The following is a 22676-nucleotide window of genomic DNA, read 5'->3' as shown; positions in this document are numbered from 1 at the left end:
CAGAGGATGCAAACGGTTACTCCTTACGCAAAAGATGATTCATCAGACGGGCAAAAGCCTGTGACGACGGATGCAGCCAGTCAAAGTGCCCCGCGTCCTCAACCAGTTCACGCTCAACCCCCGGCCACTGTGATTGTGAAACCGGCACAATACCATCACTGCTGCCCTGCATAAGCAAAACCTGGTCAGGCATAGTGTACTGTCTGGGGTTGGCTTGTTGGTACGCGTGCTGACGCTCATCCGGTTCGCCGCCCATAAATCGTGGTGTGGCAGTCTGACAGCTGTTACTCCCTCTGGCGTAGGCATTAATGTCAGTAATGGCTGCCAGACCAATAACACGGGTAAACTCAGCATCGAACTCGCGTGCCGCCAGCAGGGCCAGGTGGCCGCCAGCCGAATGACCAAGTAAAAATGACGGTGAGGACGACACCAGGTGCTGCCCGGTCAGAACCTGCAGCGCTGTTTTAATATCATTCAGGCTGCCTGGCCAGCCACCGCCCTCATTACCTGTCCGCCGGTATTCAATCCCGTATACGGCAAAACCGCGCTGGGCCAGCGCACTCAGGAACCCCTCACTGTGGGCAATATCATACGCACTGAGCCAGCAGCCTCCGTGAATAAATACCACCGAACCTGTCTGCTCGGCCGCTGCTGGCGCCCAGTAACGGATAACCTGCAGTGGGTCATCACCGTAGCTGAAAACTGTTGTTGCTGGCGTGACAGGCAGGCCAGTGACCGACGAGTAGCTGACATTGCTGAGTGTGGCTGCGCTGGCCTGCGGCACGATTAACCACATCAGCAGGCACAGATAACCAAGGCGTTTCGTCATGATTTACTCACAAAAATGGCACCATCATGGTGCCATTGTGAATAAAAATACGTTTAATGAAAAGGTGCGATTACAGCATTTCAACGGCCACAGCAACCGCTTCACCGCCACCAATACACAGTGACGCAATCCCTTTTTTGCCGCCGGTGTTGTTAAGTGCATGCAACAGGGTAACCAGAATACGCGCTCCTGACGCGCCAATGGGATGCCCCAGTGCACAGGCGCCGCCGTTCACGTTAACCTTGCTGTCATCCAGCCCCATCTTACGAATAGCCAGCATGGTGACCATGGCAAACGCTTCGTTTATTTCAAACAGATCGACGTCGTCTTTGGACCACCCGGCTTTCTCCAGTACGCTTTCCATCGCGCCAACCGGCGCTACTGTGAAGTCTTCCGGCGCAATAGAGTTGGTAGCATGAGCAACCACTTTCGCCAGCGGCGTCAGGCCCTGGGCACGTGCCGCAGATTCTGACATTACGACCAGTGACGCCGCACCATCAGAAATAGAACTTGAGTTCGCAGCAGTGACGGTACCGTCTTTCTTGAACGCCGGACGCAGTGACGGGATTTTTTCAGGACGTGCGGTACCCGGACCTTCGTCAGTATCCACCACCACATCGCCTTTGCGGCCAGAGACGGTTACCGGCACAATTTCATTGCTGAACTTACCACTGGCAATGGCGTCGTTGGCTTTAGACAGTGAACTAAGCGCAAACTCGTCCATGTCATCACGGGTAATGCCTTCCTCGTCCGCGGTTTCCTGCGCAAAACAGCCCATGGCCTTGCCATCATAGGCATTCTCGAGACCGTCCAGCATCATGTGATCAAGCACCTGACCATGGCCCATACGGTAGCCAGAACGCGCCTTAGGCAACATGTACGGTGCGTTACTCATGCTTTCCATTCCGCCGGCAACCACCACCGAGGCACTGCCTGCTTTAATCAGGTCGTGGGCCAGCATGACAGCTTTTAAGCCAGAGCCACACACTTTATTAATGGTTGTCACACCAGCACTGAGCGGCAGTCCGGCTTTTAATGAAGCCTGGCGTGCCGGTGACTGACCCAGCCCCGCTGGCAGGACACAGCCCATAATGACTTCATCAACCTTACTGATGTCGACATTCTCACAGGCGGCTTTAATGGCAATTGCGCCAAGTTCAGTGGCAGGCATCGCAGCCAGACTACCATTGAAAGCGCCCATTGGCGTGCGTTTGGCGGCGACAATTACGACAGATTCGTTACTCATGATGTTGTCCTTTGTTTCCTAAAACAATGCTGGCTTATCGTGCACTGCGTACAGATTTTTAGACACAGTACTTTGGTTGTACGGTTCAGCAACAGGCCGAACAATTGACGTTAGCAAAATGTTACTTTACCTTAACGTAAATTGTAATTAACGTTAACGTAAACCCGAACACTCAGTGTCAAGGAATGCTGCCACATTCAGTCCGGCCATCAACAATATGCGGGGCTGTACGTGCGGGACAGGCGTTACAGTGTACGCTCCGGGGTATGTGTATGACAGAACACGCTGACAATATAACTTACACCATCGGCGAACTGGCCCGTGATTTCGACATCACACCGCGCTCTATTCGCTTTTACGAGGAACAGGGGCTGCTCAGCCCAAAACGGACCGGACAGAACCGGGTCTACGACGTTAAAGATCGAGTCAGATTAAAACTCATCCTGCGCGGTAAGCGCCTTGGCTTTTCTCTTGCCGAAGTGAAAAGTCTGTTTGAAATGTATGACACAAATCCGAATTCAGCCGTACAACTAGAAGCCATGCTGGAATTAACCGAGCAAAAACGTGCCGTGCTTAATCAGCAACTGGAAGATATCCGGATGCTGATGAATGAGCTTGATGAAGTGGAAGCACGGTGCCGGGAAGAGCTGGCAGAGATTAAAAGAGGAAACATCGCATGAACACTCCCTACCCTACTCTGAACTTTGGTCTTGGCGAAGACATCGACATGCTGCGCGACCACGTTTATCAGTTCGCGCAAAATGAAGTAGCCCCACTGGCGGCAAAAGCTGATGAGGATAACCAGTTCCCTAATGCGCTGTGGCCAAAGCTGGGCGAAATGGGCCTGCTGGGTGTCACCGTATCTGAACAGTATGGCGGTTCAGATATGGGTTATCTTGCCCACACCGTAGCCATGGAAGAAATCAGCCGGGCCAGCGCCGGTATTGGTCTTAGCTATGGCGCGCACTCTAATTTGTGTGTCAATCAGATTTACAAAAACGGTAACGACGCGCAGCGTGAAAAATACCTGCCGAAGCTGGTGAGTGGTGAGCACATTGGCGCACTGGCAATGAGTGAACCGAATGCCGGCTCTGATGTGGTCAGTATGAAACTGAAAGCCGAGAAGCGCGGTGACAAATACATTCTGAACGGCAACAAGATGTGGATCACCAACGGTCCCGATGCCCACACGTTTGTCATTTATGCGAAGACCGATCCACAGGGCGGCTCTAAAGGCATCACCGCCTTTATCGTTGAGCGCGATTTCCCTGGCTTCAGCCGCGCGCAAAAGCTGGATAAGCTGGGCATGCGCTCATCCAACACCTGTGAACTGGTGTTCGAAGACTGTGAAGTCCCGGCAGAGAATATCCTCGGCGTTGAAGGCGGCGGTGTAAAAGTACTGATGAGCGGCCTCGATTACGAGCGTCTGGTACTGTCAGGCGGTCCACTGGGCATCATGCAGGCGTGTATGGACGTGGTCGTACCGTACATCCACGACCGTAAGCAGTTCGGTCAGTCAATCGGCGAATTCCAGCTGATTCAGGGCAAAATTGCGGATATGTATACGCAAATGAACGCGGCCCGGGCTTACGTTTATGCCGTTGCACAAAGCTGTGACCGTGGCGAAACCACGCGTAAAGATGCCGCGGGTGCTATTCTCTATTCTGCAGAACTGGCAACCAAAATGGCGCTCGACGCTATCCAGCTGCTGGGTGGAAATGGCTACATCAACGAATACCCGACAGGCCGCCTGCTTCGCGATGCCAAGCTATATGAAATTGGTGCAGGCACCTCTGAAATCCGCCGTATGCTGATTGGTCGCGAACTGTTTAACGAATCTAAATAACTGTTTTTACCCTAACGACAAAACCACCACCTGACCGTTGTCGGTGGTGGTTTTTTAAAGGACACAGGAGGGTGTATGCCCGTTCTTCAATCCACAGTAAATACCAAATCTGAAACCTTTGTCGTCAACGCAGAGCACATGCAGGCACAGGTCGATGATCTGCTGGAAAAAATAGAAAAAATTTGTCAGGGCGGCGGCGAACAGGCGGCTGAGCGTCACACGTCGCGCGGAAAACTGCTGCCCCGCGATCGCATCAACGCGCTGCTCGATGATGGCTCTCCGTTTCTGGAGATTGGTCAGCTGGCCGCCTGGGAAGTGTACGATGACTATGTGCCGGCAGCGGGCGTGATCGCCGGCATTGGACGTGTCGCTGGCATTGAGTGTATGATTGTGGCGAATGATGCCACCGTGAAAGGCGGTACGTATTATCCGCTTACCGTCAAAAAGCACCTGCGTGCACAGACAATTGCGGAAGAAAATCATCTGCCCTGTATCTATCTGGTGGACTCGGGTGGTGCCAACCTGCCCCGTCAGGACGATGTATTCCCTGATAAGGAACACTTTGGCCGTATCTTCTTCAATCAGGCCAACATGTCCGCCAAGAACATTCCGCAAATCGCCGTGGTCATGGGCTCCTGTACAGCCGGTGGCGCTTATGTACCGGCGATGGCCGACGAAAGCATAATTGTAAAAGAACAGGGCACCATCTTTTTGGGTGGACCGCCGCTGGTAAAAGCCGCAACCGGTGAGGTGGTCAGCGCCGAGGAACTGGGTGGCGGTGATGTACATACCCGGGTATCCGGTGTGGCCGACCAACTGGCCAACAACGACCATCATGCACTGAAGCTGGCCAAAGATGCGGTATCCCGTCTGAACCGAACCAAGCGTATCGAGATGGATGTCCGTGCCCCGGTAGAGCCGCTTTATGATGCCAAAGAAATCTACGGCATTATCCCGAAAGACACCCGTCAGACGTTTGACGTGCGGGAAATTATTGCGCGCATCGTTGACGGCTCTGAATTTGACGAATTTAAACCGCGTTACGGCACCACCCTGGTCACCGGTTTCGCCCGCCTTTACGGCTATCCGGTCGGTATTGTCGCCAATAACGGTATTCTGTTTGGCGAGAGTGCGCTAAAAGGCGCGCACTTCATTGAGCTGTGTGCGAAACGCAAGATCCCGCTGATTTTCCTGCAGAATATCACCGGTTTCATGGTCGGCAAGCAGTATGAGACCGGCGGTATTGCGAAACACGGTGCCAAAATGGTGACCGCCGTTGCCTGTGCCCAGGTCCCCAAACTGACCGTACTAATCGGCGGCAGCTTTGGTGCCGGTAACTACGGCATGTGTGGCCGTGCTTACGACCCGCGTTTCCTGTTTATGTGGCCTAATGCCCGGATCTCAGTAATGGGTGGCGAACAGGCCGCCGGCGTGCTTGCTCAGGTAAAACGTGATCAGAAAGCCCGTAACGGTGAAACCTGGTCAGAGGAAGAAGAAGCCGCATTTAAACAACCGATTATCGACACCTACGAGCACCAGGGACACCCCTACTACGCGTCTGCCCGCTTGTGGGATGATGGCGTGATTGATCCGGCCGATACCCGCCGTGTACTTGGCATGTCCCTTTCAGCGGCACTGAACCGCCCTATTGAAGATACCCAGTTCGGTATTTTCAGAATGTAAGTGTTGCAGGAGCGAATTATGGTTAATCCCCCTATTTCTTACCATGTCGACGAACGCGGCGTCGCCTATGTCACGCTGAATCGCGCTGACAAGCACAATGCGTTCGATGATGAAATGATCAGTGCACTGACCCTGCACTTTGAACAGGCAGGTCGCCAGGACAGCGTTCGCGCGCTGGTGCTGCAGGCTGAGGGCAAGAGCTTCAGCGCCGGTGCCGACCTGAACTGGATGAAACGCATGGCCAGCTATACCCGCGAGCAGAATGCCGCCGATGCTATGGGACTGGCCACCATGCTGCACACGCTCTACACGCTGCCCAAGCCGACCATTGCTCGGGTGCAGGGTGCCGCGTTCGGTGGCGCGGTCGGGCTTATTGCCTGCTGCGATATGGCAATTGGCAGCAAGCTCAGCAAATTCTGCCTGAGTGAAGTCAAGATCGGCCTTATCCCGGCCACCATCAGTCCTTATGTCATTGAGGCAATGGGTGCTCGCATTTGCCGCCGTTACTTCCAGACCGCAGAAGTTTTCTCGGCCCGCCGCGCGCGTCGCCTCGGGCTGTTGAGTGAAGCGGTTAATGAAGAAGAGCTGGACAGCACAATTAACGATATCCTTGGGCACATACTGAAAAACAGTCCGCAGGCGGTTGCAGGGGCGAAAGCCCTGGTTCAGGAGGTCGCCGGCAAGCCGGTTGATGCCGCGCTGCTGGAGCGTACCAGCAACCTGATTGCCGATATCCGTGTATCCGAAGAGGGACAGGAAGGCCTGCACGCATTCCTGGAAAAACGTCGTCCCAACTGGCAGGAGACGAAAAATGATTAAAAAACTGCTTATTGCTAACCGCGGCGAGATTGCCTGCCGGGTTATGAAAACCGCCCAACAGCTGGGTATTGCAACGGTGGCTGTGTATTCGGATGCCGACGCCAACGCCCTGCACGTGAGCATGGCTGATGAGTCGGTACACATTGGTGCCGCTGCCGCCAAAGACAGCTATCTGGTGATTGATAAGATTATCCAGGCCGCGAAAAGCACCGGCGCTGACGCGATACACCCTGGCTATGGCTTTTTGTCAGAAAATGCCGCATTTGCCCGCGCCTGCGCCGACAATAACATTATCTTTGTCGGCCCGCCTGCTTCCGCGATAGATGCCATGGGTTCGAAATCCGCCGCCAAAGCAATTATGGAAGATGCCGGTGTGCCGCTGGTTCCCGGTTATCACGGTGAGGATCAGTCTGAGGCTATTCTGAAGAAAACCGCCGATGAAATGGGCTATCCGGTGCTGCTAAAAGCGGCCGCCGGTGGCGGTGGTAAAGGCATGCGTCAGGTATGGAAGGCCGAGGAGTTTTCCGAAGCGCTGGCAGCCGCCAAGCGTGAGGCGATGGCCAGTTTTGGTGATGACAAAATGCTGGTCGAAAAGTACCTCACCCGCCCTCGTCATGTTGAAATTCAGGTATTCTGTGACACCCACGGTAATGGCGTTTATCTGTTCGAACGTGATTGCTCTGTCCAGCGTCGCCACCAGAAGGTGATTGAAGAAGCGCCTGCACCGGGCATGTCAGACGCGCTGCGCCGCACCATGGGTGAAGCGGCAATCAAGGCCGCCCGGGCTATCGACTATGTGGGTGCCGGTACGGTCGAGTTCCTGCTGGATGAAGACGGTTCATTCTACTTTATGGAAATGAATACCCGCCTGCAGGTAGAGCACCCGGTAACCGAATATATCACCGGTGAAGATCTGGTGCACTGGCAGCTGGATGTGGCTGACGGCAAGCCGTTACCTAAGCAGCAGGACGAACTGCGCATCCAGGGGCATGCGTTTGAAGCCCGGATTTACGCTGAAGATCCGGACAATAACTTCCTGCCCTCAACCGGTAAGCTGCGTCTGCTGGTACCACCAAAAGAAAGTCGTCACGTGCGTGTGGATACCGGCGTGGTGGAAGGCGATGAGGTGTCGGTGTATTACGACCCGATGATTGCCAAACTGGTAGTGTGGGGTGAAAACCGCGATATCGCACTGAATCGTTTGCTTAAAGCCCTGCGTCAGTATCACATTGATGGTGTCACCACGAACATCGAATTTTTGTATAACGTGGCGGCCAGTCGTCCGTTTGGTCAGGCCGAGTTAACCACCACGTTTATTGAAAATCATGCTGACATGCTGTTCGCACCGGCTGCAGGCGTGAATGCACAGCGCCTGCCTGTCATAGCACTGGCGGTGATGCTGAATCAGCAAAAAGACACGGCTGCACACCATAACGGTGTGTCGTCACCGTGGGATCTGGCCGACGGCTGGCGCGCCAATATGAAGCATATTCGCCACATCGAACTGGATGCCGGCGACGGTAACGTTACTGTCAGTGCAGAGCCGCTGGAGCGGCAGGGTCAGCATGGCTGGCTGATGCGTCAGGGCGATCATCAGTGGAAAGTTGATGGCTCTCTGGACGGTAACAAACTGACCGTGACCATTGACGGGCATCGTCAGACCTTCCAGATGGCAGTTAACCATGATCAGTTTGTGCTGTTTGCCGCTGACAGCGCCTGTCATTTCCGTCATGTACAGCCTGATTTCGGCGATCTGGACAGTGGCGCCGACAATGCCGATTTTGCCGCGCCAATGAACGGTACCATCGTTGAACTGCTGGTATCGCCGGGCGATAAGGTAACCAAAGGCACCAGTCTGCTGGTGATGGAAGCCATGAAGATGGAACACAACATCAAGGCGCCGGTTGACGGCGTGGTGAGTGAGTTCTTCTTCCAACCGGGCGACCTGGTAGACGGAGGCGCCACGCTGCTGGCGTTCGACGCCGATGACTAATCGCTATCCGAAACAGGTCAGTATCGTGGATGTGGGGCCGCGTGACGGCTTGCAGAATGAGAAACAGCAAGTCACCACCGGCGATAAAATCACGCTGGTGCACAAGCTGGCTGACGCGGGTGTCAAACGCATCGAAACCGGTGCGTTTGTGTCACCGAAGTGGGTACCGCAAATGGCCGATTCTGCCGACGTGTTCGCGGGCATTCAGCGCCAGTCGGGCGTGATTTACTCTGCCCTGACCCCGAACATCAAAGGTTTTGAAAACGCCATGCTGGCAAATGCTGACGAAGTCGCCGTATTTGGTGCGGCATCAGAGTCGTTTTCACAGAAAAACATCAACTGCAGCATCGATGAGAGTCTGGCGCGGTTTGAGCCTGTCATTCGTGCGGCGCGTGACGCTGGCGTGCGCGTGCGCGGTTATGTGTCCTGCGTACTCGGCTGTCCCTACGAAGGTGACATTTCACCTGAGGCGGTTGCGCATGTGTCGAAAACCCTGTTCGATATGGGCTGCTACGAAATTTCACTGGGTGACACCATTGGCACCGGTACACCGGTGAAAACAGCACAAATGCTGGATGCCGTGATCCGCGAGGTACCGGTCTCTGCGCTGGCCGCACATTTTCATGACACCTATGGCCAGGCGCTGGCCAACCTGCTGGTGGCGCTGGAAATGGGCGTCAGCACCATTGACGCTGCGGTGGCCGGGCTTGGTGGCTGCCCTTACGCGAAAGGCGCAAGCGGCAACGTAGCAACCGAAGATGTACTGTACATGCTGGAAGGCATGGGTATAGAAACCGGCATCAGCATGCCAAAATTACTCGACGCGACCCGTTCCATTTCCGCGGTTCTGAACCGTGCCCCGGTCTCCAAGGTGGCGAACGCGCTGCTCGCCAGGTAAGTTATGCCGGATAGCCTGACCACAGGCTATCCGCCTTTTACTCCCCACCTTTTTCCTTTGGCAATGCCACACTCAGTAACACCGCGACCACCAACACGGCTGTCATGATATACACCACAGAAAACGAGAGTAGTGGCGTCAGCGCGGCGTACAGCGCCCCAAACGCCAGCAGGATGATGCCAATGGCGGTATTCGAAAACGCAACCAGCTCAGTTCTTCCCTGGCCTTCTTTCACGTCCAGGCTGTAAGTTTTACGCCCGGTACGCACCCCCGCATGGGCAATAGACAACACGAAGAACAGCGCACCTGAAATCCACAACGACTGTACATCAAGCACCAGTAATCCCACACACGCAAGAACAGCCAGGCCACCAGACAATTGCAGTGTACGCACGGCACTGCGATCAGCCAACGCCCCCCATACCATCGACGAGAGCATGGTCGCCCCCGCCTGGGCAGCCAGGTACAGTGGTAGCAGGCGCTGCGCATCGTACCCGCTTTCCAGCATAAAATACGGGGCAACCAGGGCAGAATGCACGAACAAACCACGCACCAGAACAAACCGGTAAACCACGGCATCAAACTGCCAGAAGCTGGTATGCCGGGAGTTGTCACTGTTCTCGTTTTCTACATACGTTTTAAGGCCAAATACGAAAACGAAACTCAGAAAAAAGGCCAGCGCGGCAATTACAATGAGACCTGTGGTCACGCCGTCACCCAGCTGCTTCTGGAAATACACCAGCGGGACGGCGACGATCAGTGTGGTCACGCCCGACACCGTAGAGGCAATCCCAATCAAACGGCCTCGCTCGCCTTTTGGCACCACACTGGCTTCAATGTCTTTGAAGGTAAGCGAACATGCAGAGCGTCCGAGACTCAAGGTGACCAGCGCCGCCAGAATGGTATAACCTGCACTGCTACCGGATAAAGTGAGCGCGCTTAGCACCATGACCATGACAGACGCAATCTGAATTAACATGCCGGTTCGCCATACAGGATGGCGCGGCGCATAACGCCGCAGCAGCATGCCTAGTGCGGCCTGTGGCAGTAATGCACCAGATTCACGAATCGGTACCAGCCAGCCAATCATCCAGGGGGGCGCCCCCACCATCAGCATCAGTGCCGGTAAGGTACTTTTGGCAGAGACCAGTAAATCCGCCAGCTTGTTAAAGGCCAGTCCGGTGACCAGTTTTGCTTTATCACTGAGCGTCACAGACGCGCCTCCCAGCGGCTCAACATCACAATAGAATAACAACAAATACGGAACGTAACTGCAAAAAGATCAGTGAGTTAGCTCAATGTAGCGCAGAGAGACGGGCATAAGAAAGGGCCTGGAGCGCGAACCACGAGGCCTGCTCCTGACCATAATACAGACGCGGGAAACGATTATCCCTGGTTTTCAACCACGGTTTTCAAATTTTCCAGGCCGAGCTCAAAGTCTGGCCCAATCAGGCTGTCCATCATCAGCACAAAATAGCGGTCAACCGGGTTTCTGCCAACTGAACCGGCATCAATCCAGACCACCCGCGTCCCTTCGTCGACCGGTATCATTTCCATGGTCCCGGTCGAGCCCATATCAAACTCAGGAAAATACAGACGATACACCACCTTGCGGTTATGCTCGAGCTGCGTGATCTCCATTTCGCCATTGCCTTCCGTGTCACTGCGCCACTCAGACCGCATACCAATAGCGCGATCGGGACCGGCATAGGAAATTTCCATCTGCGGATCCCGCTTAAACCATACGCCCCATTGCTGCCATGCTTTCAGGTCAACCACATACGGGTATACCGACGAGGCCGGCGCATTAATAACAATACTGCGCTCAATGGCATAACTGGCGGGGAGGAAAAAGCCAACCAGAGTAAACAAAATCAGTACACCAGCGACTAACAGGATCAGTTTTTTCAGTATTGCCATGGTGGGCTCCCTTGCGGTCCATGTGAACTATCACTCAAATGCATTCTATAACATAGATTTAACAAATGGCACGGGCTTTTTGTCAAATTCTCCGCTCAGATAATGTAAAACCAGGGCTATGACAGTACCGGCATCAACCTCACTGACCCAGCGTGTCGGACGGCCAGCACGGTCATCAATGCGCGTTTGTCCCGCCTTCGGCGTGGCGGTTTCCGCCACCAGAGGCGCAGTACGTTCGCGATAACTGTCTGACGGCAGTGCCAGCATACTGACCGACAGCACATCCCAGAGGAAGTAGGTGAACTCATAAGACGGGATAGCAGTTACCGTGGCTGCCCAGAATTGTCCCGCCAAGTCAGATACCGGTGAATGCTGTTGGGCCAGCCGGATAAGAAAGTCACGGTCTACCGGCAGCGCATTCGTTGCATCAAGTGGCACCAGCAACAGGTTCAGACCGCTATCGATTAGCGTTTTTGTGGCATTAGGGTCCCAGTAGGCATTCCATTCTGCCGACCCGTTATGATCATGCATCGCCACATTGCCCCGCACACTGACTGCCCCGCCCATCCAGATCACCTCATCAATGGCAGATGTACACTCTGGCGACGTGTTGATCACCGCTGCCAGATTGGTCGCGGGCCCGGTCATCACTACCGTAACCGCAGAACCACTGTCAGCCAGATAATCAGCCAGCCACTGATGCGCTGGCTTTTCGCTGACATTGTCAGCCACCACCTTAGTACGCAACATCAGCGGCAGAGAATGACAAACACGCGGCTGCGCGCGCCAGTCTGGCGGAAACGGATTCGGCCCGCACAGAGTCCCTACTGCCACCGGAATATCGGCATTACCGGTTAACGATAACAGCAGGCGGGTACTTTTCAGCGCATCATCGGGGTAGCAGTCTGCAGGTGTGATTAACACCCCGACGACCTCAATATCCGGTAAACGTAACAGTAAAAGCAGCGAAATCAGATCATCAATGCCGCCGTCGTGATCAAAAATCACTTTTCTGGTCATCAGGATGCGTCCTTTTTATCGAAAACCGCTAGTGTAATAACTTGCAATCCGGTTAGATAGTTAATAGCTTTTTAAATATTGTTATGTAATAGTAAAATTTACATAATGAAAGCGCTTACAAAAATGCTTTCTCGGGATTTCCGACACACATTTACGCCAGGAGGCCTCAATTATGGCAGACCACAGCTCACGTTATATCAGTAATCTCACCCGTGATACCTACGCACTTATTCTCGCCGGCGGTAAAGGATCGCGATTACATGAGCTGACCAACTGGCGCGCCAAACCGGCCCTGTATTTTGGCGGAAAGTTCCGCATTATCGATTTCCCGCTGTCCAATTGTATTAACTCTGGCATCCGTCGCGTCGGTGTTGTTACCCAGTACAAGTCGCACTCTCTTATCCGTCACCTGGTGCGCGGCTGGGGACATTTTAAAAAGGAACTCGGAGAATCGATTGAAATTCTGCCGGCATCACAGCGTTTCTCTGAAAGCTGGTATGAAGGCACCGCCGATGCGGTATTCCAGAACATCGACATTATCCGTAATGAATTACCCAAATATGTCATGATTTTATCCGGCGACCACATTTACCGCATGGATTACGGTGACATGCTGGCCCACCATGTCGAAACCGGTGCCAAGATGACCGTTTCCTGTATGTCAGTACCGGTAGAAGAAGCCGCTGGTGCGTTTGGCGTGATGTCGGTGGATGAAAGCCTGCGAATTCATGGTTTTGAGGAAAAGCCTGCCAACCCTACCCCGCTACCGGGCGACGCGTCGCGCTGTCTGGCGTCGATGGGCAACTACGTCTTCGACACTGAGTTTTTGTTTGAACAGCTCAGTAAAGACGCAGAAAAAGAAGGCTCGCAGCGAGACTTTGGCAAGGACATTATCCCATCTATCATCAAGGATCATCCGGTCTATGCGTTCCCGTTTGAAAAGAGCGGTAACGACGACGCCTACTGGCGCGATGTGGGTACCATTGACTCGTTCTGGGAGGCGAATATGGAAATGGTCGCACCGGTGCCACAACTGAACCTGTATGATCGTACCTGGCCAATCTGGACTTATCAGGAGCAACTGCCGCCAGCTAAATTCGTATGGGAAGATAAAGATCGCCGTGGTGAGGCGATTAACTCTGTGGTGTCAGGGGGGTGCATCATTTCCGGCTCCACACTGCGAAATTCTATCTGTTTCTCCAATGTGCGCGTCCATTCTTACGGACTGATCGAAGAAGCCGTTATCCTGCCTGACGTGGAAATAAAGCGCCATTGTAAGCTACGCAAGGTTGTGATTGACCGCGGCTGTGTTATTCCGGAAGGCACTGTGATTGGTTACAACCATGATGAAGATCGCGCCCGCGGCTTCCGTGTGTCTGATAAAGGGGTGGTTCTGGTTACGCGGGAAATGCTGGGGCTGCCGGTAGGCGGTATTCGCCCGCCAAAAGGCTGAGTCAGGCGTTACCCGCCTGCTCCCACTGATTTATCTGTGACACCAGAAAGTCAGCCACTGCTTTAGGGTGCTCGAGCGGAAACATATGCCCGCCGGGCAACCGCGTGTGTTCCAGTTTATTGGCTTTAATAAACCGGTTGCGCATAGCCGGTACGCACACATTGGTGTGCTCGCCGGTTACCAGCACCGCCGGGCACCGCAGTTTGCCTGAAAAAGACGACAGATTGTGAGGCACATGACGGAAAATCGCCGTTTCCACCTCGGGCCTGAAACCCAGTACCCAGTCGTCTCCATCGCGCTCTGCCACGGCGTTAACGTAGTCTGCTATACAGCGCCTGTCCATGTGTTTAAACAAGCCTTTCTTAGCAAAATACGCCACCAGATCCGTGTCCGCAGGCCAACGCGCATTGCGCGATTTGGATAAGCCAGCTGGCGTCATCTTATCAATCAGTGGTGTCATTTTTGCGAGTCGCACGGCGTGACGGTAAGGCCCGGTCACCAGCGGTGGGTCAAGCATGATTAACCCACGAAACAACTCAGGCTGCTGACAGGCCGCCATGTAAGACACCACAGCACCGAACGAGTGGCCGACGGCATAGACTCCGCCCCCGACGTTGTGCCGTTTTACGTTGTCGATCACCTCCTGCACCAGGTTTTGCCAGTTCTTATTAACCGGATAACGCGGTGAATGCCCTAACCTCTCAATACTCAGGCATTGCCAGTCGGATGGCAGGTAACCAAACAGTGTTCGGTAACTGCCCGCAGGAAAGCCGTTAGCATGTGCAAAATGAAAGGTCACGGGTGAGGGTTGACTGGACACACAAACTCCTGTTAGCAACGACAAAGGGACAGCCCTGTCGCTGTCCCTTTTAATTCAAGAAAAACCGACTAGGAGAGATGAGACGCTTCGCGCTGTTCCGCCAGATCCCAGTCTTTCTCAATTTTACGGCTGGTCCAGAAAAAGACAATAATAGATAGCACGTACGGCACAACCAGATAGACTAACGCCATGCGTAATGCTTCTATTTCTCCGAGGCTGGGCATCAGCGCTTCACTGATAATCCCCGTGATCGTAGGCCCGCCCCCTAACGCGATAATATTAAGAACGAAGAAAAACAGTGCCGTCGACATCGCTCTCACGTTCACCGGCGCCAGCGTTTGTGCCATAGCAAAACACGGACCGAAATACATACCGCTGGTGAACAGCAATACCGTCAGCAAGGCAACGGACAGCCACAGATCCTGTACCTGCAGCGAATAATAGAATGCAGGCACACCAACTATCAGGGCATAGGCTGGTAGCAGTGCATACGCCTTACGGTTTTTGGCCCCCCATTTATCCGCGATAACACCGCCAAGCCATACGCCGGCGGCATAGGCTGTACCGTTGGTGATCCCGAAGACGACTAACAGCAGGGTAATGTCGAGCCCGGAGAAAGCACGCACATAATAGTCAATGATCCAGGTCGAAATGGCATAGTTACCGAACGAGCCAAACGAAATGCCCAGTGCCATGCCCCACCAGGTGGGTATTTTTAGCAGGGTTTTGACAGACTCACCCACCGAGGGGCCTGGCTTGTCCGACACTTTGGTTGCCCCGGTCCGCTGTGGCTCTTTAACCGTGAATTTCAGCAGCAGCGCCAGCGCAACGCCTGGCAGCCCCACGCTGATCATCACCGTACGCCAGTCAGCAGCGCCACCCTGTAAAAAGAACGCAGACGCAAAAAACGCGAGCATGATGCCAAAAGGAATACCCAGCGAATAGATGGCCAGCGCGCCAGCACGTTTTTCCTTTGGAAACAGATCTGAAATGATACTGTGAGACGGTGGACTACCCCCGGCCTCTCCAATCCCGACACCAATACGGGCCAGCGCCAGATGCAGGTAGTTCGCTGCCAGCCCCGATGCTGCCGTAAACCCGCTCCAGAGGGTTAATGAAATACCGATAATATTGACCCGGTTATAGCGGTCTGCAAGCCACGCAATAGGAATACCCACGATGGTGTACAGCAGTGCAAAGTAGATGCCCTTCAGCCAGCCAAGCTGGGCGTCGTCCAGCCCAAGATCGGCTTTAATAAAGGGCGACAGGATGCCGATGATTTGCCTGTCGATAAAGTTGAACGCATATACCAGTGTCAGAATAAACAACACGTAGTTTCGGTATAGTCGCGTTGGTTGCGTGGTGGCTCCCGATTGCATTACCGCCTCTGACTTCATTGCCGGACCTCATCAATGGTTTAGCTTCCAGTCTAGGCAGTCGCAGCCTCAGATAACAAGTCAATGTTATTTATTTGTTAACATAAATAAGAATGTAGTGGTCTGGATTGGCGGCTTCCCGCTTATAAGATAGGATATCGGCAAATACTCATCGGACCAGAATCATGACAGTAGATGACCTGCTTTCTCTCCCCGCGCTGACCGAAACCGGTCACCAGCGGTGGCAATGTAACAACCTTATCATTCCGAAAGACTGGGCACAGGGGCGCACTGCATTTGGCGGGATCTCAGCCGGTATGCTTTACAGCGCGATTCGTCAGCGTGTCAGCGCTGAACGGGTGCTTCGCTCATTCACCACCAATTTCATCGGTCCGCTGGCGGTTGACGAGCCGTTTAGCATTGAAGTCACGCTGCTGCGTGAAGGGGCCAACGTATCGCAGTTTATTGCACAGGCGATGCAGAATGACCGTGTTTGCGTGATGAGTCAGGCCTGCTTTGGCATTGCGCGCAAGTCGTCGGTCGAGGTGCCGAATCATGAGCGTCACGACATGGCACCGCCTCAGAAAGCCAAGTTCATCCCGCAAATTCCAAAAGTCACGCCCAAATTCCTGCGTCATTTCGATTTGGCCATTGATGAGGGCGGCGTGCCGTTTACGCGGAGAAAAACCAGCGTATACCATGGATTTATGCGGTTTAAAAAGCCGCCTGCCAGCATTAATGACGCCCACATCATTACCATGATCGACGCCTGGCCTCCTACCCTGCTACAAATGATGAAGCTGCCGGCACCCGCCAGTACGGTCAGCTGGAACCTGGAATTTGTCCACCCGCATAAGCCGGTTGCACCGGATGACTGGTTTGCTTATAAAGCCCATACCCGGCATGCCGCAGATGGTTATGGCCACACCGAGGCGACCATCTGGGATAAAGACAATGAAGTGATTGCGCTCAGCCGTCAGACCGTGGCAATTTTTGACTGATCAATAAAGCATGAACGCGCTGGGATTAAACAGCGAAATCACCGAGATGCACTGCAGGTTTGTAATATCCAGGGCATCTTCAAGATCTTCTCTGTCCAGATCCAGCGCTTCGTGCTGTGCCGGGTCGAGGTTGTTATAACTGGGATAGATATCGGGATTTACATTATCCAGCGCCAGTACATAACTTAACTGAAGGATCTTCGCGTCGAGCGAGGTCATTTGCGCATGAGGCAGGTTAATGGCCGCAATGGGCGCATAAATACTTTCAGGGATCCCCCAGTTTTCGATCAGGCGCGACGACAACGCGGTGTAACTGAAGCCAAGGGTGGCTTCCTGCAAATCATGGGGAGCGACACGGGCGTTAAACTCCAGACAACGACGCGCCTTATCCGGCGCCAGCGCCACAATCACCAGCTCACCAATATGGTGCAGCAGGCCGGCAACAAACAGTCTTTCAGGCTCACGGTATTTTTGCTGGTCGGCGAAATACTTCGCCAGCAGACCACAGGACACGCTCTGTTCCCAGAATTTATCCATATCAATGACTTTTGCATCAATATCGCTGAACGCGTGACTGACACCGTACGCCAGTGCCAGATCATAGGCCGACCGAGTGCCGATAACCTGAAGGGCTTTGCTGATGGTTTCGACTTTGTTGGGGAAACGGTATAACGCCGAGTTTGCGACTTTGAGCAGTTGCGTGGCAAGTGACGGGTCAAAGGCAATGATATCGGCAACATCGTCGATACTGGCGGCCTCATCGTCCATACAGGCTTTCAGCCTGGTTACTGAATCGGGCAGAACAAACAGTTCGCTGGCTTGTGATACCGTCTCTTCAATGTTCATCATTGCGGCAAACTCCGGGTAATCCTACCACTCCATGGATTACTAAGTTGGTCCCTGTAACATCAATGGGTGATTATTCCACGCTACCTTGTCTAAGATATAGGCTAATCTCATTGAAGCGGCAATATTTTCTCACCATTAACGCGTAAATGGTAGCGTCGGAAAGCGTTTTAACGCCGGTTTATCTGCGTTTCCAGTTGCCGGCGTAATGCTTGGGCAGAAAAGCCGCTGTGACGGCCGGTTTCCCTGCGCTGCTTTTCAGCCCCTCGAAGCAATGACTGCATGGCCGCATTCCACGGGCACGGGATACCAAGACGCTGGCCTTCACGCACGACCGCCCCATAAAGGTAATCCTGTTCTGTCGTATTGCCTGCCTGAATATCCCACCACATGGAGGTTTTGACATTGGGATCGATAGCCAGCATCTGTGAGGCCAGACGGGAAAACAGCCAGTCAGGCAGACGTAACAGATGTGGCAGCCAGTGCCCCGGCAGTTTTGCCACTTTAGGCAGTGGCCGTCCGGCGGCTGCACAGACCGTCAGTAACTCTGCCATAAGATCAGCAATAATGCGGCGGTAGCCACGTTCTGACAGCATCGCTTTGACCGGAATATCAGCCAGCGCATTGACGCCGTTGCCAAGATTCAGCTGTAACTTGGCCCATTGCACGGCTTCAATGTCATCGGCAACCGCTACCGGCAGCATGGCATGCTGCAGCGCCTTCTGCAGTGCACCGGCATCGTGGTGTTGTTCAATAACCAGGGTGCCCTCTGAGCCCCGGTGCAACCTGTCTGGCTCCTGCCACACCACATTAAACGGCACCATTACGCGCAATACGGTGTGATGAGGAAATGCTGCCTGCACACTCTGGTGACTGCCAATGCCATTCTGGCAGCACAGGATCCGGGTTTTAGGGCCGGCAATCAGTTTCAGCGTCTCGATGGCGCTGTCTACCGCCGTGCACTTTACCGTCAGCCAAATCACATCCGGCGCGCCGCCGGTGTTACTGGTGATATCATGCAATGGCAGCGGACCGCAGCGGCACTGTTTACCGGTGTAATCTGACACCTGCACCGCAGAAGAAAGGCGCTTTGCCCAGCTACCGCGTGCGACCACACTGACCTGTTCACCATTCTCACTAAGCATACAACCAAGATAGCTGCCTATCAGGCCACTGCCGACAATCACATGATGCATAATACGCCTCTGGTAAGGAACACTTCTCCGGGTGCGTCAGACGATCGGCTCTGCTACACTCCGCTGGCAATTAATCTCCACTATACTGTTACTATGTCCTCATTCTCAATATCTGCTGTAATTATCGGCTATGTCTGGCCAGAGCCGGATTCCTCTGCCGCTGGCCAGAACATGATGGCCCTGATGCGTCAGCTTACCGATGCGGGTATGCAGGTGACGTTTATGACTGCGGCGGCCGACAGTGCGCACAAAGCCGATCTGAGTGCGCTGGGAGTCAGCGCAATCCCGGTGTCACTGAATTGTTCCAGTTTTGATGAGCAACTGGCTGAGCTCAATCCATCGCTGGTTATTTTTGACCGTTACATGACGGAAGAACAGTTTTCCTGGCGGGTGCGTCGGGCCTGCCCGGATGCGATCCGGATCCTCAACACCGAAGATTTGCATTTTCTGCGTAATGCCCGTCACGACGCAGTAAAGAGCGGCCTGCCAGCCAGTCAGGCATCGCTTAACACCACACTGATGCAGCGGGAGCTGGCCAGTATTCTGCGCAGTGACCTGACCCTTCTGGTATCACGTGAAGAGCAGCGACTGCTGTCCCAGGAGTTAGGTGTACCGCCGGATCAACTGGTCTACCATCCGCTTCCGGTGATTGCTGCAGAGAATGAGCCTCGCGGTTTCGATGCACGCAGCGATTTCGTTTTCATTGGCAATTTTCGCCACGCCCCGAACTGGGACGCCGTACTGCAGCTACAGCAATGCTGGCCGGCCATTCGTAAAGCGCTGCCCTCGGCTGTATTGCGTATTTACGGTGCTTACCCGCCGAAAAAGGCGACGGCAATGCATAACCCGGCTCGCGGCTTTTTCATTGAAGGCTGGGCAGATGATGCCAGCGAAGTTATCCGTCAGGCTCGCGTTTTGCTGGCCCCGCTGCGGTTTGGAGCCGGAGTGAAGGGTAAGTTGTTAAGCGCCATGGCACTGGGTACACCAAGTGTGACCACATCAATTGGCGCAGAGGGCATCGCCAGTGCCACTGACTGGCCCGGTGCAGTCAGTGACGACGCTGACGAGTTTGCCCGTGAGGCGGTGGCGCTGTATACCGACCCGGCGCGCTGGCAACATGCTCAGGCTGCCACGCAGCCATGCATTGCGCAGTATCTGAATCAGCCCGACGCCGATACCCTGCTGGCCCGGCTGGACGCACTGCTAAAAGATCCGGATGCGTTTCGCCGCGCCCGCTATCTGCAGGGCATGCTGTGGCATCATACACTGCGCAGCACGCAGTACATGTCGCAATGGATTGAAGCAAAAAATACCCACGACTCAGGACAATGACCGCAGGCGCGCAACAACATGCCGGATACCGTTGTTGCGTGACTGGCTGAGATACCGTTCCAGACCACATGCGCGCATAAATCCATCATAGTCAAACGTGAGCTGTTGCTGGTGCGACAGCCGATTGGCCTGTTCCAGCAGAATAGCCAGTACACCACGCAGTATTTTGCTGTCGGAGTAGGCCTGAAACGGTGCATCAGCGGGACCGCACCGGGCAATCCATACCTGACTGTCACAACCATCGACGCGGTTTTCCGGCTGTCGCCCGGACTCGGGAAGAACGCTCAGCGATTTTCCCGCCAGCATGATGGCGCGTACTGACTCGTCCCAGCCTCTCGCCGCCATTAATGAGCGGGCAAGTGGACCGGGCTGGAACTCGCTATTCGTCACGGATGTCGGCCAGCATGTCCGCGGCAGAAACCAGATGATCGTTTTCAGCCCCGACCACGGGAAACACCAGCAACGCCACTGCATTTTTGTCCAGGCCTGGCAGCCAGGTGTCACAAAATGCGGTCAGTGGTACTGCAACAGGCTGTGACTCGCCGGTTTGCTCACCCGCTGCAGTTTTGTCATCGCACCAGCGCTGCGCCAGATCGCGATGGGGAAACACCGGTAACAACGTCTGTCCGGCCTCTTCCATCATTAAAAAGCCCGCGTCGCCCTGCAACAGCCAGACCTCGTCTGATTTGGGAATGTAGGTTAAAAACAGCGCATACCGTGATTCGGAGTCCAGCTCCAGCGATTGCGCAATGACGGGCGCAGCAAGTTTTTCGGTCAGAGAGTTTGGGAACACGTGTTGTTACCGGTGGCAAAATGATGGTGCGTGATTATACGTGGGTGATCAGACAATTACATCCCCGACAACCGCCGTGCAGACTTTAATTCTGCACTGACTGTGCGTATGCTCAGTGTATTACGTCCCCTTTTAAAGGTCCGCATGGAACCGGATATTCTGACAACCCTGCGCGCACATACACGGCCCCTGCAAGCGGCACTGGAAAGCCGCTACCCTTTTTGTCACTTTTTGCAGGACCGCCCGCTGGAAGTAGGTGTTTATGCCGACGTGCTTATCGTTTTATATCAGTTTCATGCGATGAGCCGTCACTGGCTGTCCGGCCCGCGAGTGACCACGCCGTTTGCACTGTCTACCGACAATGTCCTTGCGGCACTCGACGCAGACCTTAACGCCCTGGGCATTCAGGCTGACACGCTGCTCTGCCCTGCACCGCTGGCGGTCGTCGGTTCAGACAGCGCCTGTGCCATTGGCGCACAGTATGTCTGGCTGGGGTCCTCACTGGGCGCAATCCGGATTTGTCAGTGGCTCAAACACACAGCCCCCACGCTACCGCACCAGTACTATACCCTGATGAAAACCCAGAGCCGCGGATGGTCCCGCTTTACCGCAACCCTGGGCAGCCGTTGTCAGCAGGCAGGGGTCAGCGATACCGCCGTGGCGAGCGCGGCCAGTGCACTGTTCGACGCACTGCTTCACCTCGCGGCAGAGCGCGACGTCACGGGACAGGTTACGGTTAAGTCAATCGCGAACATCTGATACGATATTGCTACTTTTTCTTAAGTTTGCAGCAGTATGAAAATCATTTCTTTCAATATCAACGGCATCCGGGCCCGCCTTCATCAGTTACAGGCCATCATCGACAAACACCAGCCTGATGTTATTGGCCTGCAGGAAATCAAAGTCCACAACGACGCATTCCCGGTAGACGACATCCGCGCTATGGGATATCACGTGTACTTTCATGGCCAGAAAGCCCATTACGGTGTGGCTTTCCTGTCCAGACAGGAACCAGAGTCCGTTACCTATGGGTTTCCGACTGACGATGAAGATGCACAGCGCCGTATGATCATGATGACACTTAAAGACAGCCAGGGGACACCCGTGACCCTGCTGAACGGCTACTTCCCACAGGGGGAGAACCAGGCGCACGAGACAAAATATCCGGCCAAGCGTAAGTTCTATCAGGATCTGATGAGCTACCTCACCACCTCGCACAGCCCTGACGATAATGTGATCATCATGGGCGACATGAACATATCCCCGTCTGATCGGGATATTGGTATTGGTGAACAGAACCGCAAACGCTGGCTGAAAACCGGTAAATGCAGTTTCCTGCCGGAAGAGCGGGAATGGTACGACCGCCTTTATGCATGGGGACTCACCGACAGTTTCCGGACACTTTACCCTGACACAGACGACCGTTTCTCGTGGTTTGACTACCGCTCACGGGGCTTTGATGACAATCGCGGCCTGCGTATCGACCATATTCTGTGTACCCGTTCTGTGCAGGACCAGCTGAGCGACGCGGGGATAGATTATGAACTGCGGGGTATCGACAAGCCGTCTGACCATGCCCCTGTATGGGCAACCTTTGGACTGTAA

Annotated in this window: 22 protein-coding genes; 11 read left to right on the top strand and 11 right to left on the bottom strand. The window is 54.2% G+C overall.

Features of this window, described 5'->3' with window-relative positions:
• Positions 1-16: 16 nt before the first annotated feature.
• Positions 17-829, bottom strand: coding sequence for an alpha/beta hydrolase family protein (locus AB1N33_RS10975; protein WP_411271595.1), 813 nt, complete (start codon positions 827-829; stop codon positions 17-19).
• Positions 830-899: 70 nt separating this feature from the next.
• On the bottom strand, positions 900-2075 hold the full coding sequence (locus AB1N33_RS10970; RefSeq protein WP_411271594.1) for a thiolase family protein: 1176 nt from the start codon (positions 2073-2075) through the stop codon (positions 900-902).
• Between the two features lie 272 nt (positions 2076-2347).
• Here AB1N33_RS10970 and AB1N33_RS10965 point away from each other — a divergent pair, with 272 nt between their 5' ends.
• From AB1N33_RS10965 to AB1N33_RS10940, 6 genes are all read left to right on the top strand, one after another.
• Positions 2348-2755, top strand: a complete 408-nt coding sequence (locus tag AB1N33_RS10965) for a MerR family transcriptional regulator (RefSeq protein WP_411271593.1) — start codon at positions 2348-2350, stop codon at positions 2753-2755.
• Positions 2752-3921: an isovaleryl-CoA dehydrogenase gene (locus AB1N33_RS10960; RefSeq protein WP_411271592.1), complete on the top strand. Its 1170-nt coding sequence runs from the start codon at positions 2752-2754 to the stop codon at positions 3919-3921. Before AB1N33_RS10965 ends, AB1N33_RS10960 begins: the two co-directional genes overlap by 4 nt.
• Before the next feature lie 75 nt (positions 3922-3996).
• Entirely contained in the window at positions 3997-5604 is a 1608-nt protein-coding gene (locus tag AB1N33_RS10955) for a carboxyl transferase domain-containing protein (RefSeq protein ID WP_411271591.1), read from the top strand.
• Between the two features lie 18 nt (positions 5605-5622).
• Positions 5623-6423 carry an enoyl-CoA hydratase/isomerase family protein gene (locus AB1N33_RS10950; protein WP_411271590.1) on the top strand — a complete coding sequence of 267 codons (801 nt, stop codon included), beginning with the start codon at positions 5623-5625 and terminating at the stop codon, positions 6421-6423.
• Positions 6416-8416 carry an acetyl-CoA carboxylase biotin carboxylase subunit gene (locus tag AB1N33_RS10945; protein WP_411271589.1) on the top strand — a complete coding sequence of 667 codons (2001 nt, stop codon included), beginning with the start codon at positions 6416-6418 and terminating at the stop codon, positions 8414-8416. The genes AB1N33_RS10950 and AB1N33_RS10945 overlap by 8 nt, the downstream gene beginning before the upstream one ends.
• Positions 8409-9314 carry a hydroxymethylglutaryl-CoA lyase gene (locus AB1N33_RS10940; protein ID WP_411271588.1) on the top strand — a complete coding sequence of 302 codons (906 nt, stop codon included), beginning with the start codon at positions 8409-8411 and terminating at the stop codon, positions 9312-9314. Before AB1N33_RS10945 ends, AB1N33_RS10940 begins: the two co-directional genes overlap by 8 nt.
• A 37-nt stretch (positions 9315-9351) precedes the next feature.
• Here AB1N33_RS10940 and AB1N33_RS10935 read toward each other — a convergent pair whose 3' ends face one another.
• The 3 genes from AB1N33_RS10935 to AB1N33_RS10925 form a co-directional block, all read right to left on the bottom strand.
• Positions 9352-10527: an MFS transporter gene (locus tag AB1N33_RS10935; RefSeq protein WP_411271587.1), complete on the bottom strand. Its 1176-nt coding sequence runs from the start codon at positions 10525-10527 to the stop codon at positions 9352-9354.
• A 173-nt stretch (positions 10528-10700) separates the two neighbouring features.
• Positions 10701-11234 (bottom strand): SRPBCC family protein, encoded by a 534-nt coding sequence (locus tag AB1N33_RS10930; protein WP_411271586.1) that lies wholly within the window; start codon positions 11232-11234, stop codon positions 10701-10703.
• A gap of 45 nt (positions 11235-11279) precedes the next feature.
• The gene (locus tag AB1N33_RS10925; protein WP_411271585.1) at positions 11280-12254 is read right to left on the bottom strand and encodes a nucleoside hydrolase; all 975 of its coding nucleotides are present in this window, start codon (positions 12252-12254) and stop codon (positions 11280-11282) included.
• A gap of 172 nt (positions 12255-12426) precedes the next feature.
• On the opposite strand from AB1N33_RS10925, the gene glgC reads away from it, so the two are divergent.
• Positions 12427-13707 (top strand): glucose-1-phosphate adenylyltransferase, encoded by a 1281-nt coding sequence (glgC, locus tag AB1N33_RS10920; RefSeq protein WP_411271584.1) that lies wholly within the window; start codon positions 12427-12429, stop codon positions 13705-13707.
• 1 nt (position 13708) lies between these two features.
• Here the strand turns inward: glgC and AB1N33_RS10915 are convergent, their stop codons facing one another.
• A complete protein-coding gene (locus AB1N33_RS10915) occupies positions 13709-14527 on the bottom strand; it encodes an alpha/beta fold hydrolase (protein WP_411271583.1) in 819 nt (272 codons plus the stop codon).
• A gap of 68 nt (positions 14528-14595) precedes the next feature.
• Positions 14596-15924 (bottom strand): spinster family MFS transporter, encoded by a 1329-nt coding sequence (locus tag AB1N33_RS10910; protein ID WP_411271582.1) that lies wholly within the window; start codon positions 15922-15924, stop codon positions 14596-14598.
• Between the two features lie 164 nt (positions 15925-16088).
• Between AB1N33_RS10910 and AB1N33_RS10905 the strand changes: the two genes are divergently transcribed.
• Positions 16089-16904, top strand: a complete 816-nt coding sequence (locus AB1N33_RS10905; RefSeq protein WP_411271581.1) for an acyl-CoA thioesterase — start codon at positions 16089-16091, stop codon at positions 16902-16904.
• On the opposite strand, the gene AB1N33_RS10900 is transcribed toward AB1N33_RS10905, so the two are convergent.
• The gene (locus AB1N33_RS10900) at positions 16905-17750 is read right to left on the bottom strand and encodes an HDOD domain-containing protein (protein WP_411271641.1); all 846 of its coding nucleotides are present in this window, start codon (positions 17748-17750) and stop codon (positions 16905-16907) included.
• A 170-nt stretch (positions 17751-17920) separates the two neighbouring features.
• A complete protein-coding gene (locus AB1N33_RS10895; RefSeq protein ID WP_411271580.1) occupies positions 17921-18946 on the bottom strand; it encodes a 2-dehydropantoate 2-reductase in 1026 nt (341 codons plus the stop codon).
• Between the two features lie 93 nt (positions 18947-19039).
• On the opposite strand from AB1N33_RS10895, the gene AB1N33_RS10890 reads away from it, so the two are divergent.
• Complete coding sequence (locus tag AB1N33_RS10890) at positions 19040-20278, top strand: glycosyltransferase (RefSeq protein WP_411271579.1); 1239 nt, start codon at positions 19040-19042, stop codon at positions 20276-20278.
• Here the strand turns inward: AB1N33_RS10890 and AB1N33_RS10885 are convergent.
• Both AB1N33_RS10885 and AB1N33_RS10880 read right to left on the bottom strand, forming a co-directional pair.
• Entirely contained in the window at positions 20267-20668 is a 402-nt protein-coding gene (locus tag AB1N33_RS10885; protein ID WP_411271578.1) for a SufE family protein, read from the bottom strand. The two genes, AB1N33_RS10890 and AB1N33_RS10885, sit on opposite strands and share 12 nt — an antisense overlap.
• Positions 20658-21071: a DUF2750 domain-containing protein gene (locus AB1N33_RS10880; RefSeq protein WP_411271577.1), complete on the bottom strand. Its 414-nt coding sequence runs from the start codon at positions 21069-21071 to the stop codon at positions 20658-20660. The genes AB1N33_RS10885 and AB1N33_RS10880 overlap by 11 nt, the downstream gene beginning before the upstream one ends.
• Positions 21072-21215: 144 nt before the next feature.
• Here AB1N33_RS10880 and AB1N33_RS10875 point away from each other — a divergent pair, with 144 nt between their 5' ends.
• Both AB1N33_RS10875 and xthA read left to right on the top strand, forming a co-directional pair.
• Positions 21216-21830, top strand: coding sequence for a biliverdin-producing heme oxygenase (locus AB1N33_RS10875; protein ID WP_411271576.1), 615 nt, complete (start codon positions 21216-21218; stop codon positions 21828-21830).
• 36 nt (positions 21831-21866) lie between these two features.
• The gene (gene xthA, locus AB1N33_RS10870) at positions 21867-22676 is read left to right on the top strand and encodes an exodeoxyribonuclease III (RefSeq protein ID WP_411271575.1); all 810 of its coding nucleotides are present in this window, start codon (positions 21867-21869) and stop codon (positions 22674-22676) included.

This window comes from Alteromonas nitratireducens, from assembly GCF_040812025.1.
Lineage (GTDB): Bacteria > Pseudomonadota > Gammaproteobacteria > Enterobacterales > Alteromonadaceae > Alteromonas > Alteromonas nitratireducens.
The sequence above is the reverse complement of the archived record's forward strand: the minus strand, read 5'-3'. Positions and strand labels throughout refer to the sequence as shown.